Origin of the sequence: Haliea sp. E17 (genome assembly GCF_048323675.1) — a bacterium.
Lineage (GTDB): Bacteria > Pseudomonadota > Gammaproteobacteria > Pseudomonadales > Halieaceae > Mangrovimicrobium.
In genome coordinates, this window is the sequence record NZ_JBLWFK010000005.1 from 535942 (window position 1) to 557680 (window position 21739).

Here is a 21739-nt window from a genome sequence, read left to right on the forward strand (position 1 = left end):
GGCGTTTTCTCTCCGGGCGGGCATCCCCGCCAGCAAGTATTTCCTGCGCTCAGCCAGTTTCCACCAACTGGATGGCGATGCCCTCGTGACTGTCGTCGAGCCACACCTGGCAGGACAGGCGCGAGCTTGCCACCCGGTTATCCACGCCCTCGAGCAGGGCGTTCTCATCCTCCGACATCGGCGCCAGGCGGTCGAAGTCCGCCGGGTCGACATGCACGTGGCAGGTGGCGCAGCTCAGGCAGCCGCCGCACAGGGCGAGGAGTTCATCGCAGTTGGCGTCGCGAATGGCCTCCATCAGGGTACCCGTCGGGTCGACGTACAGTTCCCGGACCTGGCCGTCTGCCCGGGTCAATTTGACTGTTGGCATGGTTTGCCTCCGTAACAGCGTTCAGGCGCTGAGCTTGAGGTGCAGTTCGGAGAGGCCGCGAATGATAAAGCTGGCCTCGTAATCCACCTCGCGGTGCTGCTTGTCGCCGTGCCTTGCCTCGTCGAAGTCGATCAGCGAGGTGTTTCCCAGCAGGTGTTCGAGGATGATACGCACCTCCACCCGGGCCAGCGGCGCGCCGGCACAGACATGGGGGCCGCGGCTGAAGGCGAGGTGTTCGCGCAGCTTGGGACGATCCATATTGAATTCAGCGGGCGCCTCCCAGCGCTTTGCATCGCGATTGGCCGCGGCAATGGCCACCATGACCTTGGTGCCGGCGGGAATCTCCATCTCGCCGATGCGGGTGTCGCGCAGCGCAATGCGGGCGGTCATCTTGGTGGAACCCTCGATACGCAGCACCTCCTCGATGAAGTCGGGAATCCGCGACGGGTTGTCACGTAACTGGGCCTGCAACTCATGATCCTCCGCCAGGCGGCGCAGGGAGTTGCCGAGCAGCTTGGCGCTGGTGTCCTGGCCGGCGCCGAACAGGAAAATCGCCAGGCGGACGATTTCCAGCACGTCCGGCAGGGAGCCGTCGGGATAGGTGGCGGTGGACAGTTCGGTAAGAATGTCCTCCCGGGGGTTTTCCCGGCGGTCAGTGACATAGTTATAGAAATGGGCGCCCATGATGACCAGCGGGCTGTTTTCGTCCATGACCATGCCTTCGGTGGCCATGTCGCCGGGCGGGGGCGCGTTGTCGATCACTTCGCGGAAGAGTTCCCGGTCGTCCTCCGGCACCCCCAGCAGGTCGGCGATCACCAGGGTCACGAAGGGGGTGGCGACTTCGTTGATGAGTTCGCAGCCGCCCTTGGCCACCATTTCCTTCACCAGCCGTTCGGAATAGGCCTGGATGAATTCCTCGTTGGCTTTCAGCCGGGAGGGCGTGAACAGCCGGTTGAGGATGGAGCGGGAGTACTTGTGCTGCTGGCCGTCGTAGGCCACCAGCAAATCGCCGCCGACAAACTCATGGCGGTGGGCTTCGATCTGCTCGCGCAGATCGCCGCTGCCCGGCTCGAACGGCAGGGGCAGGGCCGGCCCCTGGGGCGCGATGGCGGAGGAAAAGTCCTCGGCATTGCGCAGGACTTCGACGGACTCCTCGAAACCGGTGACCATGATGACGTCGGGGCGCACGGTGGAGCGGTAGACGCCGCCGCGATCGCGCATGGACTCGAAGTACTCGTAAGGGTCCTTGAGGACGCTGAAATCGGTGAAGTAGTCCTTCTCGGCAGTGGCTTGCATGGCGATCTCCTGTTATCAGGCGAGAAGGGATCTCGCCGCAGTGTTATTTTCGGAACTAATGGTTCCATAAGTTCATGGCGAAAGAGTGCCAGTGTACTGACACCAAGTCAATTGCCGTGGGTCTCGCTTCTGCGCTTTTTGGCGTGTTCCAGCAGGCATCTGGGGGTTCACGCTCGGCGCTAGAACATCCATACCTGGCATTCAAACTGCACCACCCGGCGGCACGAGCTTTTGCATGTGTTTGGACCCAGTGAATAGTGGCGGTATTACTTAGAGTCTGGTTTCGGTACTATGAGTTCCAAAAATTAGGGAGAGGGCAGGCATGACGGCAAGAGCAGTGGTAAGCACGGGTGATCCGCGCATTGCCCGCACCCGGGAAGCCCTGCGGCTGGCAATGCTGGAGCTGCTGGAAAGGAAGCCGCTGGAGCAGGTCACCATCAGCGACATCGTCACCACTGCCGGCGTGGGCAAGACCACGTTCTTCCGCCATTTCAGTTCCAAGGAAGCCCTGCTCGACGCCATCGCGGCGGACCAGATCGAACGCCTGATCGGGCTGACCCTGCCGATATCGGAGGCATGTGACCACGGAGCGGCAGCCGTCGCCCTGTTTTCCTACGTGGACGCGCACCGGCCGCTGTGGTCGGCGCTGCTAACCGGCGGCGCGGCGGGTGCGGTTCGCGAGGCCTACCTGCAGCAGGCGCGGGCGATTGCGGCGGAAAAGGCCCGGCCCGGCGGCTGGTTGCCGGCGGATTGCGGGGTAGTGCTGGTAATCAGCGGCACCATCGAGTTGCTCACCTGGTGGCTGGCGCAGCCGGAGCCGCTGCCGGTCAAGCGGGTGGCGGGCATCTATGAAAAGGTGGTGGTAGCGCCGGTGCTGGAAGCGGGCAGCCGCTGAGGCTCAGTCCGGCAGCCGTTCAACATCCACGGCCACGGAAAGTTTCTGGTTGGCGCCGCCGCCGATGACCGAACCTTTCAGGGGGGTGACGTCCGAGTAATCCCGTCCCCAGGCGGTGGTGATGTGTTGTTCCTCCGCCATCTGGTCGTTGGTCGGGTCGAAGTCCGCCCAGCCCTCGGTGGGCGAGTACACGGCGAACCAGGCGTGGCTGGCGTCGGCGCCCTCGAGCCGCGGACTGCCCGGCGGCGGCAGGGTCTCCAGGTAGCCGCTGACATAGCGCGCCGGAAACCCGAGGGAGCGCAGGCAGCCGATGGCGAGGTGGGCGAAATCCTGGCAGACCCCCTTGCGCTGTTGCAGGACTGTCTCCAGCGGGGTGGTGACCTCGGTGGCGCGAGGATCAAATTCAAACTGGTCAAAGATCCGGCTGGTGAAGTTCCTGACGCAGGAAAAGTAGGGCAGGTCATCCCTGAAGCAGTCCCGGGCGTAATCGGCCAGCACCGCACTGCGGGTGATGCGCGGTGAATCCAGCAGGAACTCCCGTGCGGCGATGTTCTCCTCTGGCTGCAGGTTTCCCAGCAGCGCTTTTACCTCGGCACAACTTGCGCCAAAATCCAGTGCCAGGCTCTGCCGCTGGGCGAGAATTTCCACTTCGCTTTCGGCGGTAACTTCCAGCACCTGGTGGGGGATCTGCACGGAAAAGTGATAGCTGTGGTTGCCGAAGTAGTCGCTGCGCTCGGCACTGACCGCCGGCCCCGGATGCACCGAGATGCTCGCCCGAGTACAGCGCTGGAAATGGGTGTTGCGCGGCAGCAGGTGGGTCAGGCTATAACACTGGCTGACCTGCTGCGGGTAGTCGTAGCGCGTGCGGTGGCGGATACGGTACTTCACGGGTTGCCTCCGGACTGGCCGGAACCTTCGCCAGGGGTCATGGATTGCAGCGCCAGGGCGTGCTCGAAGTAGCGGTCGGTGATAATGGTGCCAATACGTGCCAGCAGCTGTTGCAGGCGGGCCAGCATCTGGTCGAGGTCGCCGCGCAGGTATTCGTTTTCCGCCGTCGCGGCAAGGGCGGGCAGGTTGGCCAGCACCAGCTTGGACCGCGCATCCAGGCACAGCTGTTGCTCCGTGCTGAGGCGTTCTCCGCTGGCACTGTCCGGCAGCGTGCCGAGGTGATGCTCCAGTTGGCTGAGCTGGAACAGCAGTGAGCGCGGGTTGGCGGGCTCCAGCAGCAGCAGGTCGAGCGCGTCGTCGACATTGACATTGCGCTGGTAGCGGCGGCGATAGGTCATCAGTGCCTCTGCGCTGATCAGTACGGCTTCCAGCAGCAGGGACTCGGCAGCCGGGTCGACCCGGGGCACCAGCAGGGAGCGAATCAGCGAAAGCGTCAACTGGCTGCGTTCGAGTCGGCGCCCCATGTCGAGGAAATGCCAGCCCAGCCCGCGCACCATGGATTCCTGTGACAGGCCGGAGAGGGCCAGCAGGATGGTAACCAGGTGGTCCAGGGCTTCCTCGGGTGCGCTACTGAAGTCGTGCTGCAGCTGGCGCGGCAGTGCGGCCATCGCGTCGCGCAGGTCGTTGAGAATGCGCTGGGTATCCGCCGACATGTAATCCTTGACCTGGTCCACCGCCTGCAGCAGGGCCTGCAGGGAGTGGGCGACACTGCCCGGCCGTCGGGCGTCGAGCACCACCGAGTGAAGTTCGGGCAGGGGGGCGTCCGGTTTCGCGTTTTTGCCGAGGAATCCCGGGTAGGTACCGGTAAGGTGGGTAACCGCCCGCAACAGCAGTGCCTGGCTGTCGGGATCGGCGTTCTGCTCGCTCTTCAGGATGGTGAACACGGTGCGCAACAGGCGCAGGGAGGCTTCCGCCCGCTCGGTGTAACGGCCGACCCAGAACAGGTTGTCGACCACGCGGCTGGGCAGTTCCATGCCGGCCCAGCCGGTGCTGGCCTCACCGAATTCCGCGAGCTCCGGTTCCGGGCGCTTCTCGGGTTCCGAGGCGAGTATCCAGGTGTCCTTGCTGATTGAGCCGAGGCGGTTGGATATCTCAAACGCCCCCTGTGGCATACCCACCCGGGTGAGGCCGCCGGGCATGACCACATAGGAAGATTCTCCCGCGACCGCGAAACTGCGCAAAACAAAGGGCAGTTCGTGTTGCTCGCCGTTGCTCCACACTGGCGAAGTCGAGGGGTCGAGGCGCTCCTGTGCAACGTAGGCGGCGGGGCGGGCGCGGACCCGTGAAATAAGGGTGTCGCGGTCGCTGGAGCTCAGCCCGCCGCCGTGGACGATATGTGAATCCAGCCCCCGGGAGGTGGTCTTGATCACCAGCGAGTCGAGGTTGTCGAGGGCGTAGGCCAGGTCGGAGGGGTCGCCGCACCACCAGGTCCGGGCGCCGGACAGGCTGAGTTCCCGGCCGAGAAAATGTTTGGCTACCGCCGGCAGGAAGCGCGCCAGGCCGCGGTTCTCCAGGATGCCGGAGCCCAGCGGGTTGGCGACCGCTACATTGCCCATGCGCACGCACTCGAGCAGGCCGGGGACGCCGAGCTGGGACTCGCTGAACAGCTCAACCGGGTCGCAGAACAAATCGTCCACCCGGCGCAGGATGACATCGATGCGCGAGAGACCATCGAGGGTTTTCAGCCAGACATAACCGTCGCGCACTGTAAGGTCGCGGCCCTGTACCAGGGGATAGCCGAGGTAGTTGGCCAGGAACACGTGCTCGAAATAGGTCTCGTTGTAGGCGCCCGGCGTGAGTACCGCCACCCTGGCTACCTCGCCATTGGGATTGAGCTGGTTGAGCTTTTGCCGCAACTGGTTGAAGTACAGCGACAGCCGGTGTACGTGGCTGTCGCGGAACAGGCTGGGGAAAACCCGGCTCATGGCCTGGCGGTTGACCAGCGAATAGCCGGTGCCGCTGGGCGTCTGGGTGCGGTCGGACATCACCCGCAGTTCGCCGTCCGGTGTGCGCACGAGGTCGGTGGCATAGAGGATGAGCTGTTGCTCGCCGGGCAGGGCCAGGCCCTGGCATTCGCGCAGGAAGGCATTGCTGCCGAAGATCAGTTCGGGCGGAATGACCCCGTGTTTCAGCAGGTTGCGGGGCCCGTAGATGTCGCGCAGGATCAGGTCGAGCAACTCCGCCCGTTCACGCACGCCGCTTTCAATCCGGTTCCACTCCTCACTGGTGAGCACCAGGGGGATGGGGTCCAGCCCCCAGGGGCGGGCGACCAGGCCGGGGCTGTAGTCGTTGTAGGTCGCACCGTTGTCGCGCAGGATGCGCTCGATACTCTGCCGGCGCAGGGTGAATTCTTCCGGGCCGAGCGCCTCGAGGCTGTTCAGCAGGTACTGCCAGTGCGGGCGAATCTCGCCCGCGCCGCTGTAGGCTTCCTGGAAAGCCTGTGGCGACGTTGCGGGGGAGGATGCCTGGTTCTGTTGCTGTGAGCCCATTACTGCCTGTGGTTACGACGTGCGGCCTTTTATTATTGCCGAAATGCCCGGGATGGGCCATTTCGGCAATGCGTTGTTTTCCGCGCGGTGCTTAGCTGTCAGCGAGCCGCCTCAGTATCGTTCCGGCGGGCGCCGCAGGTCCAGTGTGTGCGGGTATTCTCCTGGCGGTTCTTCCGGGGGTGGTGCCATCGGCCGCGGCGGCTCGTGGTTGGGGAAGAATTCGCGGATGCTGTCGAAGTCCCCCAGTGGTGGAATCACGTTCGGGGTATGGCCGAAATCCCAGAAGCGATTGACCCGCCGGGATTCCGCCTCGAAAGCATTTACCGGGAAGTTGTCGTAGCTGCGCCCGCCCGGGTGGGTGACGTGGTAGGTACAGCCGCCGATGGAGCGCCCGTTCCAGGTGTCGATCAGGTCGAAGACCAGCGGTGCGTGGATGCCGATACGCGGGTGCAGCGCTGAGGGGGGCTGCCAGGCCCGGTAGCGCACCGCGGCCACGTACTCGCCGTGGGTCTCGGTGGCGCGCAGGGGTACCCGGCGGCCGTTGCAGGCCAGCACGTAGCGCCCCGGGGTCAGCCCGCTCAGGCGCACCTGCAGGCGTTCCACCGACGAATCCACGTAGCGCGAGGTGCCGAAGCTCGACACTTCCTCGCCCAGCACGTGCCAGGGCTCGATGGCCCAGCGCAGTTCGAGGTTGATGTCGCCGAGGTTCATGTTGCCGTAGTGGGGGAAGCGGAACTCCTCGAAGGCCGCCAGCCACTCCAGCTGGAAAGGGAAACCGTGTGCATTGAGGTCTTCCACCACTTCCTTGATATCCGACCAGACGTAGTGCGGCATCATGAAACGGTCGTGCAGCAGGGTGCCCCAGCGCACGAGTTTCTGCTGGTAGGGCGCCTTCCAGAAACGCGCCACCAGGCAGCGCAGCAGCAGCACCTGCACCAGTGCCATGTGGGCGTGGGGCGGCATCTCGAAGCCGCGGAATTCCAGCAGGCCGAGGCGACCGGTGGCAGAGCCGGGTGCGTAGAGCTTGTCGATGCAGAATTCCGAGCGGTGGGTGTTGCCGGTGATGTCGATCAGCAGGTTGCGCATCACCCGGTCGACGACCCACGGCTGGGTGCTCTCTCCCGCGGGAATCTGGCTGAAAGCGATCTCCAACTCGTAGAGCATTTCATCGCGGCCCTCGTCCACCCGCGGCGCCTGGCTGGTGGGGCCGAGGAACAGGCCGGAAAACAGGTACGACAGGCCGGGGTGGTGCTGCCAGTAGGTGACCAGGCTTTGCAGCAGGTCCGGCCGGCGCAGCAGCGGGCTGTCCTCGGGGCTGGCGCCGCCGAGGGTGACATGGTTGCCGCCGCCGGTGCCGGAGTGGCGGCCGTCGAGCATGAATTTCTCGGTGCCCAGGCGCGACTGGCGGGCCTCCTCGTAGAGCACGGTGGTGTTGTCCACCAGCTCGGCCCAGCTCTTCGACGGGTGGATGTTCACCTCGATCACGCCGGGGTCCGGGGTCACCAGCAGGCGCTGCAGGCGCGGGTCCCGGGGCGGTTCGTAGCCCTCGATCAGCAGCGGCAGTTTGAGTTCCCGGGCGGTGGCCTCCAGCGCCTGCACCAGGTCGACGTAGTGCTCCAGGTACTGCAGCGGCGGCAGGAAGACATGCAGCTTGCCGTCACGGGGCTCGACGCAGAGCACGGTACGCACCACGTAACCGGGATCATCGGGCGCTGGCTGTTGCGCCGGCGTTGTCTGCGGCTGCACGGTCTGCCCCGGCGGTGCGGGCATGCTCTCCTGCGCCAGGGTGCCGCGCGGCTCGAAGGGGTCGCGATCGGGCTTGCGCAAATCCGCGGGATCGTCGGGGTAGAGCAGGCTGTCCAGCGGCAGGCGCAGGCCCATGGGCGAGTCGCCGGGGATCAGGTTGACCCGCCCGGCGCGCAGCTGCCAGGGACCGCTGCGCCAGGGCCCGTTGAAATGGCGCTCCAGCGGGACCAGGTAGCCGGTGGGCGTGTTGAGGCCGCGGCCGAGCAGCTTCGCCAGCCGGCGCCGCTCGATATCGTCCTTGAGGTCGGCCTTGGTCGGGTCGAGGTTGTCCGGGAAGCTCTCCTCTTTCCACATGTAATACAGGGCGTCCTCGTAGGCGGGCACGATGTGCTCGCCGCTCAGGCCCAGGGCGGACGTCAGCCGCTGGATAAAGGCTTCGCTGTCATCGAGGGTGTGCCCGTATTCGCCGTCGACCCGGGCCAGCAGCGACGGGTCCTGCCACAGCAGTTCGCCATCGGTGCGCCAGAAACAGCCCAGCGCCCAGCGCGGGGTCGGTTCGCCCGGATACCACTTGCCCTGGCCGTAATGCAGCAGGCCACCGGGGGCGAAGCGGTCGCGCAGGCGGATCAGCAGGTCCTTGGCCAGCTTGAGCTTGTGTGAGCCCAGGGCGGCGATATTCCACTGGGCCGAGTCCATGTCGTCAATCGAGACGAAGGTCGGTTCGCCGCCCATGGTCAGGCGTACGTCGCCAGCGCTGAGTTCGGCGTCCACCGCCTCGCCCAGTGCCTGGATCGCGATCCACTCCGCCTCGGTGTAGGGCTTGGTGACCCGCGGGTCCTCATGGATACGCTCGACCACGTTGGTGTAGCTGAACTCCACCTCGCACTTGTCGGTGGCGCCGGTGATCGGCGCGGCGGAAATCGGACTGGGGGTACAGGCCAGCGGTATGTGGCTCTCGCCGGCGAACAGGCCGGAGGTGGGGTCCAGTCCGACCCAGCCGGCGCCGGGCAGGAAGACCTCGCACCAGGCGTGCAGGTCGGTGAAGTCCGCCTCGGGACCGGAGGGGCCCTCCAGGGATTTCTGGTCCGGGGCCAGCTGCACCAGGTAGCCGGAGCAGAAACGCGCAGCCAGGCCGAGGTGGCGCAGGATCTGCACCAACAGCCAGCCGGAGTCGCGGCAGGAACCGCGGGCCAGGCCCAGGGTCTCCTCGCAGGTCTGCACCCCTGGTTCCATGCGCACGTTGTACTCGATGTCCTGTTCCAGGCGCTGGTTGATCGCGACCAGGAAGTCGATGATCGGCAATTTGTCGCGTTTGACGGAGGACAACCACTTTTTCAACAGCGGCCCATCGTCGGTGATCTCGAGGTAGGGGCCGAGTTCCTTGAGCAGCACCGCGTCGTACTCGAAGGGATAGTGCTCCGCGTATTCCTCGACAAAGAAGTCAAAGGGGTTGACCACGGTCATGTCCGTGATCAGTTCGACCTCCACGGACAGGTGATCCACCTTCTCTGGGAATACCAGCCGCGCGAGGAAATTGCCGAAGGGGTCCTGCTGCCAGTTGATGAAGTGGTTCTCCGGCTGGATTTTCAGCGAGTAACTGTAAATCCGGTTGCGGCAGTGGGGTGCCGGACGCAAACGCAGGACGTGCGGCGCCATCCCCACGTGACGGTCAAACCGGTAGTAGGTGTTGTGCCGGACGGCAACGCGGATGGCCATATACAACTACCCCTGTGGCGGCGGGAACCAGGTCTCGCAAATAGAATCGGAAAGTGTATTCAAGTTAAGTTGCAGTCGGTCGATGAACTGGTGCAGCTTTTCCGGCTGTGTTTCATCGGCATTGAAACGGGTGAGCTTGCGCCGCGAGCTCTCGAGTACCCGCAGTGCCTCCTTGTTGTTATGCAAGGGGGTGAGTTCCTTGCGAATGCCGTCCAGGCAGAACTTCACCGAGCGCGGCAGGGAGGCTTCACAGAACATGAAGTCTACCACGGCGTCTGCCTCGATCAGCGGCCCGATGGTCCGCCGGTAGGTACCCATGGCCGACAAGGAGCGCAGCAGGCTGGCCCAGACCAGCGGGGTAACCGGCGACTTGGCGTTCTCTTCACCGAGCAGGGCGCCGGCGCCAACATCGATCACCCGGGTGGTCATGTCGGCCCGTTCCAGCAGGTGCCCGAGCTTGATGAAGCGGTAGGCGTGGTCGCGGCACAGGGTGGAAATGATCAGCCCGTTGATCATCTGGCAGCGGGTGTAGACCTGTTCGAGGAAGGCGTGCCGGTTGCGTCGGCCGATCGAGCTTTCCGAGGTCTCGCGGGAATAGTGGTAGAGCTCGTTGACGTGCTCCCAGGCCTCTTCCGGCAGGACGTCGCGGGTGGTGCGCACGTTCTCCCGGGCCGCCACGATAGAGTGGTGGATACTGCTTGAATTGTCCGGGTCGGCGATCAGGAAACGCAGCACGTTTTGCTCGGAGTAGACGCGGAAGCGGCTGGTGTACATGGGTGCGGCGTCGAGAATGTTGACCAGGATGTCCCAGCCGGGCTCCGAGCCCTCGGGAATGTCCATCACCAGGTGGGTGTAGGCCTGGGTGAGGCGCGCGGTATCCTCGGCGCGCTCCAGGTAGCGGGCCATCCAGAACAGGCGTTCCGCGACGCGGGAGAGCATGGTCATGATTTGCCCTCCACGATCCAGGTATCTTTACTGCCACCGCCCTGTGAGGAGTTCACTACAAGTGAACCTTTTACCAGCGCCACCCGGGTCAGGCCGCCGGGGGTCACCCAGGTGTCCTTGCTGCTGAGGATGAAGGGGCGCAGGTCCAGGTGGCGCGGCTGCACCTGATCGTCGAGGTAGGTCGGCGCGGTGGACAGGGCCAGGGTCGGCTGGGCGATGTAGTTGCGGGGATTTTCCTCGATCAGCTTGGCGAACTTGGCCCGGGTGGCCTTGGTTGCGCGGGGCCCCACCATCAGGCCGTAGCCGCCGGATTCGTTGGCGGGCTTGACCACCAGCTTGTCGAGGTTGGCGAGTACGTAATCGCGCTCCTTTTCAACCATGCACAGGTAGGTCTTGACCGAGGCCAGCTTGGGTTCTTCCTTCAGGTAGTAGCGGATCATGTCCGGTACGAAGGCGTAGACCACCTTGTCGTCCGCCACGCCCGATCCGGGTGCATTGGCGATGGCCACGTTGCCCTTTTTCCATGCTCGCATGATGCCGGGCACGCCGAGGATGGAATCCTTGCGGAAGGCCTCCGGGTCGATGAAGTCGTCGTCGATGCGCCGGTAGACCACGTCCACCCGCTCCGGGCCATCCACGGTGCGCATGTAGAGGCAGTCGTCCTCATCCACGAACAGGTCACCGCCCTCCACCAGCTCCGCGCCCATACCGCGGGCCAGGAAGGAGTGCTCGAAGTAGGCGGAGTTATAGATGCCGGGCGTCAGGACCGCCACGCAGGGGCGCTTGCGCTCCCGCGGCGACAGGGCGGCCAGGGTTGCGTACAGCCGCGCCGGGTAATCGTCCACCGGGCGGATGCTGTAGTTCTCGAACAGTTCCGGCAGGGCGCGCTTGGTGACCTCGCGGTTCTCCAGCATGTAGGAGACGCCGGAGGGCACCCGCAGGTTGTCCTCCAGCACGTAGAACTTGCCGTCCTTGTCGCGCACCAGATCGGTGCCGCAAATATGTGCCCATGCGCCATAACGGGGCGATATGCCGGCGCATTGGGGCTTGTAGTTGCTCGAATCCAGCACAATATCCGCCGGGACGATGCCGTCCTTGAGGATTTTCTGCTTGTTATAGATGTCGTTGATAAAGGCGTTCAGGGCGCGGGTGCGCTGCGCCAGCCCCTCGCTGACCTTGTCCCACTCCCTGCCCGGAATCACCCGGGGAATGATATCGAAGGGCCAGGCCCGGTCGATATTCTTGCCTTCGGAGTAGATGGTAAAGGAGATGCCCATCTCCTTGATCGCCAGCTCTGCCGCGGCCCTGCGGGCCGCCATCTCGTCAGTGGACAGGTTTTGCAGCAGGTTGACCGCCCGCCGCGCCGCCACCCGGGGCTTGCCGGGAGAGGAGATCAATTCGTCGTAGAAGGGGCCGCTGTCGTAGGACTTCCAGCTTTGTTCCATGGGGTTCCTTAATGTACAGCCGGGGTTGCGAACCGTTGCAGCCGGCAGGACATACCGCTAGCAAACAACGCGCCACTGTTGATGGTATAGCCCAAATACGGTGCAGCGTCTATGGGTCGGAGGGCATACCGGGGTGCTTTTTCCGCGTTCTTGCGGAATCTCCCGTAACGAAGTGGCGGAGCAGGGCGGACGGCACAGGGGGAGGACTGGATGCCACACCCGGCGCCGCGAAAATGTCCGAGGCCATGGAGGGCCGAGGCCAAGCTGGCAGGACGCCGCTTTTGCGGTTTTCGGGGCGCCGGGTGTGGTGTCCAGGCCGGTAGCGGGGGCACCCCTCGGATAGATAAGTTACTGGTAGTCTGGCTGTGACGGAGGTAGGACCGCCGGGCGCGAGACGGAACCTGCCTGCGGAAACACGCCAAAAAGCGCACGTCCGTTTGCAGACTCGGGCGGCGACGTCCTGTCGCCGCACGGTTTCCGCCCCGCACCCTACCCCCGCAGCAAGATTCAGAGCCGGTAGTCAGATGGCCATATTGCAGCTTTAGCCGGAGGTGCTTTTTCTGTAAAATCCGCCGCTTTCCAAACGGGGCCCCAGGGCCCGCACTGCCGGGAGTTCACCATGTTCGACAAAAGCATGACCATCCAGGGTTTCGATGACGAGATCTTCGCCGCGATCGGCGAGGAAGAGCGCCGCCAGGAGGAGCACATCGAACTGATCGCCTCCGAGAACTATTGCAGCCCCCGGGTCATGCAGGCGCAGGGCACCGCGCTGACCAACAAGTATGCGGAAGGCTACCCGGGCAAGCGTTACTACGGCGGCTGTGAATACGTCGACAAGGCCGAGGAACTGGCCATCGAGCGCGCCAAGGCCCTGTTCGGCGCCGCTTACGCCAATGTCCAGCCGCACTCCGGCTCCCAGGCCAACAGTGCGGTCTACCTGGCCCTGCTGCAGCCCGGTGACACCGTGCTGGGCATGAGCCTGGACGCCGGTGGCCACCTGACCCACGGCGCCAAGCCGAACTTCTCCGGCAAGGTCTACAACTCCGTGCAGTACGGCCTGAACGCGGAAACCGGCGAGATCGACTACGCCCAGGTGGAAGCCCTGGCCCTGGAGCACAAGCCGAAGATGATCGTCGCCGGCTTCTCCGCCTATTCCGGCATTGTCGACTGGGCCCGCTTCCGCGAAATCGCGGACATGGTCGGCGCCTACCTCATGGTCGACATGGCCCATGTCGCAGGCCTGGTCGCTGCAGGTGTCTACCCCAACCCGGTACCCTTCGCGGACGTAGTGACCTCCACCACCCACAAGACCCTGCGCGGCCCCCGCGGCGGCATCATCCTCGCCCGTGCCAACGAGGAGCTGGAGAAGAAATTCAACTCCGCTGTATTCCCCGGCGGGCAGGGCGGCCCGCTGATGCACGTGATTGCGGCCAAGGCGGTATCCTTCAAGGAAGCCGCGGAACCGGAATTCGTCGAGTACCAGAAGCAGGTGGTAAAGAACGCCAAGGTGATGGCTGCTACCTTCATCGAGCGCGGCATCAAGATCGTCTCCGGCGGCACCGAGAACCACCTGATGCTGGTGGACCTGATCGGCAAGCCCTACACCGGCAAGGACGCGGACGCCGCCCTCGGCGACGCCTACATCACGGTCAACAAGAACGCGGTCCCCAACGACCCGCGCTCGCCCTTCGTCACTTCCGGCCTGCGCGTCGGCACCCCGGCCATTACCACCCGCGGTTTTGGCGAAGCCGAAACCATCGAGCTGACCCACTGGATGTGTGACGTGCTGGAATCGCTGGAAAACGGCAATGCCGAGCAGGTGATTCCTGCGGTGAAGGCTAAAGTGCTGGATATCTGCAAGCGCTTCCCGGTTTACGCCTGATCGCTGCCTCCGGGTGAAGTAAAAAAGGCCGCTGACGCGGCCTTTTTTGTGGCCGGGGTTTCGCTCCCCGGTAACCGCCTGCACGCGCTTGCTGCCGGGTGCCCCTGTGCGTGCATTTCGGGCGTCTGCCGATGTGTGGAAAAGGCTGATCAAATGTCCGCCTGTGTTCGGGAATTGTGTTAAAGTTCAGCCACTTAACTATAGGGGTTGGCCATGCACTGCCCATTTTGTGCCGCCGAGGATACCAAGGTGATCGACTCGCGGCTGGTTGCCGAGGGCGACCAGGTTCGCCGCCGCCGCGAGTGCCTGAGTTGCAGCGAGCGATTCACCACCTACGAAGTCGCCGAACTGGTGATGCCGCGGATCATCAAACAGAACGGCAACCGCGAGCCTTTCAACGAGGACAAGCTGCGGGCGGGCTTCCAGCGCGCGCTGGAAAAGCGGCCGGTCTCGGTGGAGGCCATCGAAGCGGTAATCCAGCAGATCAAGCACGTCCTGCGCGCCATGGGCGAGCGGGAAGTCGGCTCCCGGGTACTCGGTGAACTGGTGATGGAGAACCTCAAGAAGCTGGACAAGGTGGCCTACGTCCGCTTCGCCTCGGTGTACAAGAACTTCGAGGATGTGGATGAATTCCGTCGCGCGATTGAGTCGCTGGAAGAAGAACCCCGCGTCGAGAGTTGAGCGTGGCGGCGGAATTTGACACCCGGATGATGGCCCGCGCGCTGCAACTGGCGCGTCGCGGGCGCTACTCGGCCAAGCCCAACCCCCATGTCGGCTGTGTGCTGGTGCGCGATGGCGAGGTGATCGGCGAGGGCTATACCCAGCCCGCTGGCGGTAACCACGCGGAAATCGAGGCGCTGAACGCTGCCGGCGATGCCGCTGGCGCCACCGCTTATGTCACCCTCGAGCCCTGCTCCCACCACGGCCGGACCGGTCCCTGCGCCGACGCCCTGATCGGCGCCGGCATCCGTCGCGTGATTGCCGCGACCGAAGATCCCAACCCGCAGGTGGCGGGGGATGGCCTGCGCCGCCTGGCGGCGGCGGGGATAAGCGTGCACAGCGGGCTGATGGCGGAGGAGGCGCGGGCCGAGATTGCCGGCTTCATTGCCCGCATGCAGCGCGGCCGCGGCCGGGTGCGGGTGAAACTGGCCTCCTCCCTGGACGGGCGCACGGCGATGGCCTCCGGCGAGAGTCAGTGGATTACCGGTTCGGCCGCGCGCCGCGACGTGCAGCGGCTGCGGGCCGCCAGCAGCGCCGTGGTCACCGGCATCGGCACCGTGCTGGCCGATGATTGCTCGCTGACGGTGCGCGCCGATGAACTGGGTTTGACCCCGGCGGAGTCGCGGCTGGCTGCACAGCACCAGCCCCTGCGGGTGGTGCTGGATTCGCGCCTGCAGGTGCCGCCGACGGCAAAGGTCCTGGACGGCGCCGCGCCCACCCTGGTGTGCCACGCAGAGGAAGCATCGGTACCCGCTGCCCTGCGGGACGCCGGCGCCCGGTTGTTGCCGCTGCCACGGGGCGATCAGGGCCTCGACCTGGCGGCCCTGATGGATGCACTGGCGGCGCGGCATTGCAACGAAATTCTGGTAGAATGCGGCCCCCGTCTGGCCGGTGCCCTACTGCAGGCGGGCCTGCTCGATGAGCTGATCGTCTATATGGCGCCCGTCCTGATGGGCAGCCGTGCGCTGCCGCTGCTGGATTTGCCTATTTCGGCGATGGCGGACAAGGTGCCGCTGCGCATCGAGGACCTGCGACGGCTCGGGCAGGACTGGCGTATTACTGCGGTGCCTGTACGTTCTTAATGGGGTCAGAGCCCTTTTTTGCTGGCAAAAAAGGGCTCTGACCCCATTAAGGTGCAAGGCAAAAAAGGGCTCTGACCCCATTAAAGCGGAAATCATTATGTTCACAGGAATAGTCCAGGCCATCGGCGAGGTAGCGGCCCTGCAGCCCTCGGGCGGTGACCTGCGCCTGCGCATCCGCACCGGCAAGCTGGACCTCGGCGATGTCGCCCTCGGTGACAGCATCTGCACCAACGGCGTCTGCCTGACCGTGACCGAACTGCCCGGGGACGGCTACTGGGCTGATGTGTCGGTGGAAACGCTGAATTTCACCACGTTGGGCGCGCTGGGCCTGGGCTCGCCGGTCAACCTGGAAAAGTCCCTGACCCCCGCCAGCCGCCTCGGCGGGCACATCGTGTCCGGGCACGTCGACGGCGTGGGTGAAGTGGTCAGCCTGCACAAGGACGCCCGCTCCATCCGCTTCGTGCTGCGCGCGCCGGATGCGCTGGCGCGCTATATCGCGCACAAGGGCAGCATAACCGTGGACGGCACCAGCCTGACGGTCAACGCGGTCAACGGCGCAGAGTTCGACCTCAACATCATCCCCCAGACCATGGAGGAGACCGTGTTCAGCGAGTACCGCCCCGGCACCCGCGTGAACCTGGAGGTTGACCTGATCGCCCGCTACCTGGAGCGCCTGATGCTGGGCGACGCCGCGGCGCAGCCCGGTTCGCAGGGGCTTTCACTCGACACGCTCGCCGAGAACGGTTTTCTCGGCGGTGGCAAATTCAAGTAAGAGCCGGCTCCGCCCGCGGGCGGACCGGGACCAGGGTAAGCATATGCAAGTCAACACCGTCGATGAACTGATTTCCGACCTGCGCCAGGGGCGCATGGTGGTGCTGGTCGACGACCATACCGAAGATCTCAACCAGGGCGTGGTGATGGTGGCCGCCGAGCACTGCGATGCCGGCCACGTCAATTTCATGGCGCGCAAGGCCCGCGGCCTGGTCTGTCTGACCCTCACCGAGGAGCGCTGCCGGCAACTCGACCTGCCTCCGATGGTGGACGTGGCGATGGGCGAGAAGTCCAATTTCACCCTGTCCATCGAAGCGGCAGAGGGCATCGATACCGGGATCTCCGCGGCGGACCGCGCGCTCACCGTGCAGGCGGCGGTGGCCCCCCACGCGGTACCGGCGGACATCGTCCAGCCCGGCCACATATTCCCGCTGGCCTGCGTCCCCGGCGGTGTGCTGACCCGCGCCGGCCACACCGAGGCGGCAACCGATTACGCCCGCCTGGCCGGGCTGCTGCCGGCGGCGGTGATCGCGGATATCCTGACCCCCGAAGGCACCCTGGCCGAGGGCCAGTCGCTGGCGGACTTCGCCGCGGAGCACAGCCTGAAGATCGGCACCATCGCGGACCTCATTCACTTCCGCATGGTCAATGAGCGCACTATCGAGCGGGTCCGGGAGGGAGAGATCAACACCGCGTTCGGCCCCTTCCAGATGACCGCCTACCGCGACGCCAACGAAAAGGGCGTGCACATCGCGCTGAGCCGCGGCAGCATCAGCGCGGAGGAACCCACCCTGGTGCGGGTGCACGTGCAGTCCACACTGCGCGACCTGTGCCTGACCGAAGTGGCGGGGCGCGAGAGCTGGAACCTGAGCCGCTGCCTGCAGGCGGTGGCCGAGGCGGAGCGTGGCGTGATCGTCCTGCTGGCCCGGGACGAGAGCGACGAGCGCCTGCTGGGCAGTATCGACATGGCGCTGGGAACGGCCGACGCCGCGACCCAGAGCTCCCCGGATATCTACACTTCGGTCGGCCTGGGTTCGCAGATCCTGCGCGACCTCGGGGTGGGAAAAATCCATTTGATGGGTGCGCCCATCAAGTACAATGCCATCTCCGGCTTCGGGCTGGAGGTGCTGGAATTCGTCAACGCGTAGTACGGGGAGGGGGTCAGAGCCCTTTTTTGCTTGCAAAAAAGGGCTCTGACCCCCGTAGACCACCCCATTTAGGAGAAAGGAATGACCGACATTAAAACCATCGAAGGTGATTTCACCGGCACGAAAGGCAAGTACACCATCGTTGTCGGCCGCTGGAACAGCTTCGTCGTCGAGCACCTGCTGGAAGGGGCCATCGACTGCCTGCGCCGCCACGGCGTGAGCAAGAGCCAGCTCACGATCGTGCGCGCCCCCGGCGCCTTCGAGATTCCGCTGGTGTGCAAGAAAGTCGCCCAGCAGGGCGAGGCCGACGCCATTATCGCCCTCGGCGCGGTGATTCGCGGCGGCACCCCGCACTTCGAGTACGTGGCGGGTGAGTGCACCAAGGGCCTGTCTTCCGTGAGCATGGAATACGGTATCCCGGTGGCCTTCGGGGTTCTCACCGTGGACACCATCGAACAGGCGGTTGAGCGTTCCGGCACCAAGGCGGGTAACAAGGGCGAGGAAGCCGCCATGTCCGCGCTGGAAATGGTCAGCCTGCTGGAAAAACTGGCGTAAGCGGCGTTCCCATGGCAAAAACTGCACCCAACAACTTCGCCGCGGAGCGCCGCAAGGCCCGTCACTATGCGATGCAGGCCCTGTACCAGTGGTACATGGCCGAGGCGCCGCTGAACAATATCGAGGCCGAGTTCCGCTCCGATTATGACTTCGCCAATGTCGACCTCGACTATTTCCAGGCCCTGCTGCACGGCGTGCCCACCCAGGTCGACGAACTCGAAGCCCTGTTCGAACCCCTGCTGGACCGCAAGCTCAGCGACCTCGACCCGATCGAGCGCACCCTGCTGCGCATGGGTACCTTCGAACTGAAGGAGCGCATCGATGTGCCCTACAAGGTGGTAATCAACGAGGCGGTGGCACTGGCCAGGAAGTTTGGTGCGACCGATGGCCACAAGTACATCAACGGCGTGCTGGACAAGGCCGCACGGCAGCTGCGCGCGCTGGAAGTGGGGGCCGAACCCGGCTGACCCGGACCCATGTCCCTCGGTGAATTCGACCTCATCTACCGCTACTTCTCCGCCCTCGGCCGCGGTCCGGGGGTAGACCTCTCTGTTGGCGACGACTGCGCCATCCTGCGCCTGGAACCCGGCGAACGCCTGGCGACCTCGGTGGATACGATGGTCGAGGGCGTGCACTTTCCCGACGACATGTTCCCCGAGGACCTCGCCTTCCGGGCGGTGTCCGCCGCGGCGTCCGACCTCGCCGCCATGGGCGCGCGCCCCCTCGGGATGACCATCGCCCTGACCCTGCCGGAAGCTGACGAACTGTTCCTGCACTCCTTCAGCGAGGGCGTCGCCCAGGCTGTAAGTGAATACCAACTACCGCTGGTGGGCGGTGATACCACGAAGGGGCCGCTTGCCATCTGTGTGCAGGTGCTGGGGGCGCTACCGCTGGAGCAGGCCCTGCTGCGCGAGGGCGCCCGGGTTGGCGACCGGCTGTGTGTCTCCGGCCCGCTGGGCGACGCCGCCGCCGCGCTGCATATAATGGAGGGCGAATGGCGGCCCGACCCCGCCATCGCCGAGGATATCCTGGAGCGCTACAACCGCCCCCGGGCGCGTCTGGCGCTCGGCCGGGAGCTGCTGGGCAGGGCCTCGGCTTGCATCGATATCTCCGATGGCCTGCTGGCGGATGCGGGGCATATTGCCGCCGCCAGCGGTGTGGGGCTGCGCATCGACCCGCAGGCCGTGCCGTTGTCCAATGCATTGCGCCAGCACCCGGATCAGCAACAGGCCCTGCGCTGGGCGCTGACTGGCGGGGATGACTACGAGCTCTGCTTTGCCTTGCCGTCCGCTGAAACCCTGCCCGAGGGTTGCTTCCAGGTGGGTGAAGTGGTCAGCGGCAGCGGTGTGGAAACCGGGCTGGATGCGGTATTCGCGCGTGGCTACGAGCATTTCTGAGCGACTGATATGACTCGACAACCCACCCCGTTCACATCCCCGGTCCAGTTCCTGGCTTTCGGCTTCGGCAGCGGGCTCAGTCCGAAGGCGCCCGGCACTGCTGGCACGGTCGCCGCGTTGCCCCTGTACTGGTTGCTCGCCAAGTTGGGCCTGCCCGGCTACACGGTGGCTGTACTGGTGGCGTTGCTGGCGGGTGTCTGGATATGCCAGCGCGCCAGCGATGAGCTCGGTGTGCACGACCACGGCGGCATTGTCTGGGATGAGTTTGTCGGGCTCTGGATCGCCCTCTGGGGACTGCCCGTGGCCTGGCCCTGGGTGCTTGCCGGTTTCGTGCTGTTCCGCCTGTTTGATATCGTCAAGCCGTGGCCCATCGGTTACCTTGATAGACGTGTGCACGGAGGGTTGGGAATTATGCTGGATGATGTCGTTGCAGGCGTATTTGCCGGAATTTGCCTGCACGCCGCACACTGGTGGTTGCTGTGATGCGGCGCCAGCTGGCACGTTTCGGCCGCCTGGTGAGTGCGATGGCGTTGTCGATGCTGGCGGCCCAGGCCCTCGCCGCGCCACGAATTACGGTTGAAGGCCTGATGCCCGGCGCCGCTGTCATCATGATTGACGGCCAGCGCAAGATGCTCAAGGAGGGCGACAGCTTCGGCGGGGTCAAGCTGATCTCCGCCCGATCGCAGATCGCCACCCTGGAAGTGGATGGCCAGCGGCAGGTGCTCGGCTTGTCCAGCCGTGTGGTGTCCAACTACGTCGAAGCCGAAACGCTGAGCGTGGATATCCCGCGCAACGCGCGACTGCAATACCACACCACGGCCCAGATCAACGGCCGGCAAATTCCCGTGCTGGTGGATACCGGCGCCAACCTGGTGGCGATGAACAAGGGCCACGCCAAACGCCTCGGCATCAACCTGAAAGACGCCATACCGCAAAAGGTGGAGACCGCCTCCGGGGTTGCGGATGCCTGGCGAGTCAATCTGCGGGCAGTGAATATTGGCGGTATTGTCGTCAATAATGTCGAGGCGGCGGTTCTCGCGGGCAGTTTTCCCACCGATATCCTCCTTGGTATGACTTACCTGCGGCATGTAAAAATCGAGGAAAATCAAGGGATTATGACGCTTTCGCAGCAGCGCTAAGGGGGCAGGTTTGCTCCAGGAAAGCGATGCATTGCGGCGAAGCTGGTTGCCCAAGCGGTGGGGCGGGCTTCAGGGTACGAGGAAATCCCGGATGGTGGGCAGGACGATTGCTGCGGTGAGGACGGCAAAGATCCAGTTGTGCATGCGCAACTGGGCGCGTAACTCGGCAAAATGGGTGTCCTGCCTGGCTTCGAGTTTGGCAAGCTGCATATCCAGGTAATCCCGGGTTACCAGCTCGCCGGTGATGTATGCGAATGCCTTACCCATCAGTTCCGCGTGAACCTCTGCCTGCTGCTCCGGTACGCCCGCTGCCTTGAGGCTGCGTGCGTGATGCAGCGTATCGAATGCGTACTCAGCCATGATACTCCCCTTTCACCTTTGGGCAAGATAGTGGCGAAGTGGTCAATTTGGAACGTCAGAACCGACCGTTCCTGCCCAATCCTGGTTGCCATCTCCACCCTTTTTGTCACCCGGTTTGGCCTGGCTGGACGCTTCGTTTCCCCGGCTCGCCCCAGGCGCGTATAAGCTGTTAGAATACGCGCCCCCTGTACGGATGAACTTCCATTGACGGTACGCTACGTAGAATCTTCACGACTTCCCACTGCCTGGGGTGATTTCGTGATGCACGGCTTTGAGGACGCCGAGGCCAACAAGGAGCACGTGGTCCTGACCATGGGCGATGTCGGCAATGGCGAGCCCGTGCTGGCGCGCATCCACTCCGAGTGCCTGACCGGCGACGCCCTGTTCAGCATGCGCTGCGACTGCGGCAACCAGTTGCAGGCCGCCATGGAAGCCATATCAAAGGAAGGCCGCGGCGCCATCTTCTACCTGCGCCAGGAAGGCCGCGGCATTGGCCTGCTCAACAAGATTCGCGCCTACAAACTGCAGGACGCCGGCGCGGATACCGTGGAAGCCAACGAACAGCTGGGTTTCGGCGCCGATATGCGCGATTACAGCATCCTCAAGCCGATGATCGAGCACCTGGGTACCCACCGGCTGCGGATCATGACCAATAACCCGCGCAAAGTGCAGGCGCTAAAGGAATTGGGAGTGGATGTGGTGGAGCGGATTCCGTTGCATACCCACAGCAATCCGCACAATGAGAAGTATTTGCAGACCAAGGGTGCCAAGTTGGGGCATTTGTTCGAGTAACAAATACCCGGAAGCCGCCCTCTAAGGCTAAGAGCGTGGTCCAGTG

20 protein-coding genes are annotated in these 21739 nt (G+C 64.5%); 12 read left to right on the forward strand and 8 right to left on the reverse strand.

Translation table 11 applies throughout. The features are described from left to right. Positions 1-49: 49 nt before the first annotated feature. The gene (locus tag ACNKU3_RS15865) at positions 50-367 is read right to left on the reverse strand and encodes a 2Fe-2S iron-sulfur cluster-binding protein (RefSeq protein ID WP_418260488.1); all 318 of its coding nucleotides are present in this window, start codon (positions 365-367) and stop codon (positions 50-52) included. A gap of 21 nt (positions 368-388) precedes the next feature. After that, positions 389-1663 carry a cytochrome P450 gene (locus ACNKU3_RS15870; protein ID WP_418260489.1) on the reverse strand — a complete coding sequence of 425 codons (1275 nt, stop codon included), beginning with the start codon at positions 1661-1663 and terminating at the stop codon, positions 389-391. A gap of 322 nt (positions 1664-1985) precedes the next feature. On the opposite strand from ACNKU3_RS15870, the gene ACNKU3_RS15875 reads away from it, so the two are divergent. After that, positions 1986-2558: a TetR/AcrR family transcriptional regulator gene (locus ACNKU3_RS15875; protein ID WP_418260490.1), complete on the forward strand. Its 573-nt coding sequence runs from the start codon at positions 1986-1988 to the stop codon at positions 2556-2558. Between the two features lie 3 nt (positions 2559-2561). Here the strand turns inward: ACNKU3_RS15875 and ACNKU3_RS15880 are convergent, their stop codons facing one another. The 5 genes from ACNKU3_RS15880 to ACNKU3_RS15900 all read right to left on the reverse strand — a co-directional run bounded on the left by ACNKU3_RS15880 (position 2562) and on the right by ACNKU3_RS15900 (position 11847). Beyond that, positions 2562-3446, reverse strand: coding sequence for a transglutaminase family protein (locus tag ACNKU3_RS15880; protein ID WP_418260491.1), 885 nt, complete (start codon positions 3444-3446; stop codon positions 2562-2564). Then, on the reverse strand, positions 3443-5995 hold the full coding sequence (locus ACNKU3_RS15885; RefSeq protein WP_418260492.1) for a circularly permuted type 2 ATP-grasp protein: 2553 nt from the start codon (positions 5993-5995) through the stop codon (positions 3443-3445). The genes ACNKU3_RS15880 and ACNKU3_RS15885 overlap by 4 nt, the downstream gene beginning before the upstream one ends. A 111-nt stretch (positions 5996-6106) precedes the next feature. Then, positions 6107-9457, reverse strand: coding sequence for a DUF2126 domain-containing protein (locus ACNKU3_RS15890; protein WP_418260493.1), 3351 nt, complete (start codon positions 9455-9457; stop codon positions 6107-6109). Between the two features lie 6 nt (positions 9458-9463). Further along, positions 9464-10402, reverse strand: a complete 939-nt coding sequence (locus ACNKU3_RS15895; protein ID WP_418260494.1) for an alpha-E domain-containing protein — start codon at positions 10400-10402, stop codon at positions 9464-9466. Further along, on the reverse strand, positions 10399-11847 hold the full coding sequence (locus tag ACNKU3_RS15900; RefSeq protein ID WP_418260495.1) for a circularly permuted type 2 ATP-grasp protein: 1449 nt from the start codon (positions 11845-11847) through the stop codon (positions 10399-10401). The genes ACNKU3_RS15895 and ACNKU3_RS15900 overlap by 4 nt, the downstream gene beginning before the upstream one ends. A 619-nt stretch (positions 11848-12466) precedes the next feature. On the opposite strand from ACNKU3_RS15900, the gene glyA reads away from it, so the two are divergent. From glyA to ACNKU3_RS15950, 10 genes are all read left to right on the forward strand, one after another. Next, complete coding sequence (gene glyA / locus ACNKU3_RS15905) at positions 12467-13729, forward strand: serine hydroxymethyltransferase (protein ID WP_418260496.1); 1263 nt, start codon at positions 12467-12469, stop codon at positions 13727-13729. A gap of 213 nt (positions 13730-13942) precedes the next feature. Next, entirely contained in the window at positions 13943-14410 is a 468-nt protein-coding gene (gene nrdR / locus ACNKU3_RS15910) for a transcriptional regulator NrdR (protein ID WP_418260497.1), read from the forward strand. Positions 14411-14412: 2 nt separating this feature from the next. Next, positions 14413-15531, forward strand: coding sequence for a bifunctional diaminohydroxyphosphoribosylaminopyrimidine deaminase/5-amino-6-(5-phosphoribosylamino)uracil reductase RibD (ribD, locus tag ACNKU3_RS15915; RefSeq protein ID WP_418260498.1), 1119 nt, complete (start codon positions 14413-14415; stop codon positions 15529-15531). Positions 15532-15628: 97 nt separating this feature from the next. After that, a complete protein-coding gene (locus ACNKU3_RS15920) occupies positions 15629-16303 on the forward strand; it encodes a riboflavin synthase (protein WP_418260499.1) in 675 nt (224 codons plus the stop codon). A gap of 43 nt (positions 16304-16346) precedes the next feature. Then, positions 16347-17450 carry a 3,4-dihydroxy-2-butanone-4-phosphate synthase gene (gene ribB / locus ACNKU3_RS15925; protein WP_418260500.1) on the forward strand — a complete coding sequence of 368 codons (1104 nt, stop codon included), beginning with the start codon at positions 16347-16349 and terminating at the stop codon, positions 17448-17450. Between the two features lie 81 nt (positions 17451-17531). Beyond that, positions 17532-18005, forward strand: a complete 474-nt coding sequence (gene ribE / locus ACNKU3_RS15930) for a 6,7-dimethyl-8-ribityllumazine synthase (protein WP_418260501.1) — start codon at positions 17532-17534, stop codon at positions 18003-18005. An 11-nt stretch (positions 18006-18016) separates the two neighbouring features. After that, positions 18017-18472, forward strand: a complete 456-nt coding sequence (nusB, locus tag ACNKU3_RS15935) for a transcription antitermination factor NusB (RefSeq protein ID WP_418260502.1) — start codon at positions 18017-18019, stop codon at positions 18470-18472. 9 nt (positions 18473-18481) lie between these two features. Next, positions 18482-19402, forward strand: coding sequence for a thiamine-phosphate kinase (gene thiL / locus ACNKU3_RS15940; protein WP_418260503.1), 921 nt, complete (start codon positions 18482-18484; stop codon positions 19400-19402). Positions 19403-19411: 9 nt separating this feature from the next. Continuing rightward, positions 19412-19885 (forward strand): phosphatidylglycerophosphatase A, encoded by a 474-nt coding sequence (locus tag ACNKU3_RS15945; RefSeq protein WP_418260504.1) that lies wholly within the window; start codon positions 19412-19414, stop codon positions 19883-19885. Then, positions 19885-20541, forward strand: coding sequence for a retropepsin-like aspartic protease family protein (locus ACNKU3_RS15950; protein WP_418260505.1), 657 nt, complete (start codon positions 19885-19887; stop codon positions 20539-20541). Before ACNKU3_RS15945 ends, ACNKU3_RS15950 begins: the two co-directional genes overlap by 1 nt. Before the next feature lie 69 nt (positions 20542-20610). Here the strand turns inward: ACNKU3_RS15950 and ACNKU3_RS15955 are convergent, their stop codons facing one another. Further along, positions 20611-20901, reverse strand: a complete 291-nt coding sequence (locus ACNKU3_RS15955; protein ID WP_418260506.1) for a hypothetical protein — start codon at positions 20899-20901, stop codon at positions 20611-20613. A 204-nt stretch (positions 20902-21105) separates the two neighbouring features. On the opposite strand from ACNKU3_RS15955, the gene ribA reads away from it, so the two are divergent. Continuing rightward, positions 21106-21693, forward strand: coding sequence for a GTP cyclohydrolase II (ribA, locus tag ACNKU3_RS15960; protein WP_418260507.1), 588 nt, complete (start codon positions 21106-21108; stop codon positions 21691-21693). Positions 21694-21739 lie beyond the last annotated feature (46 nt).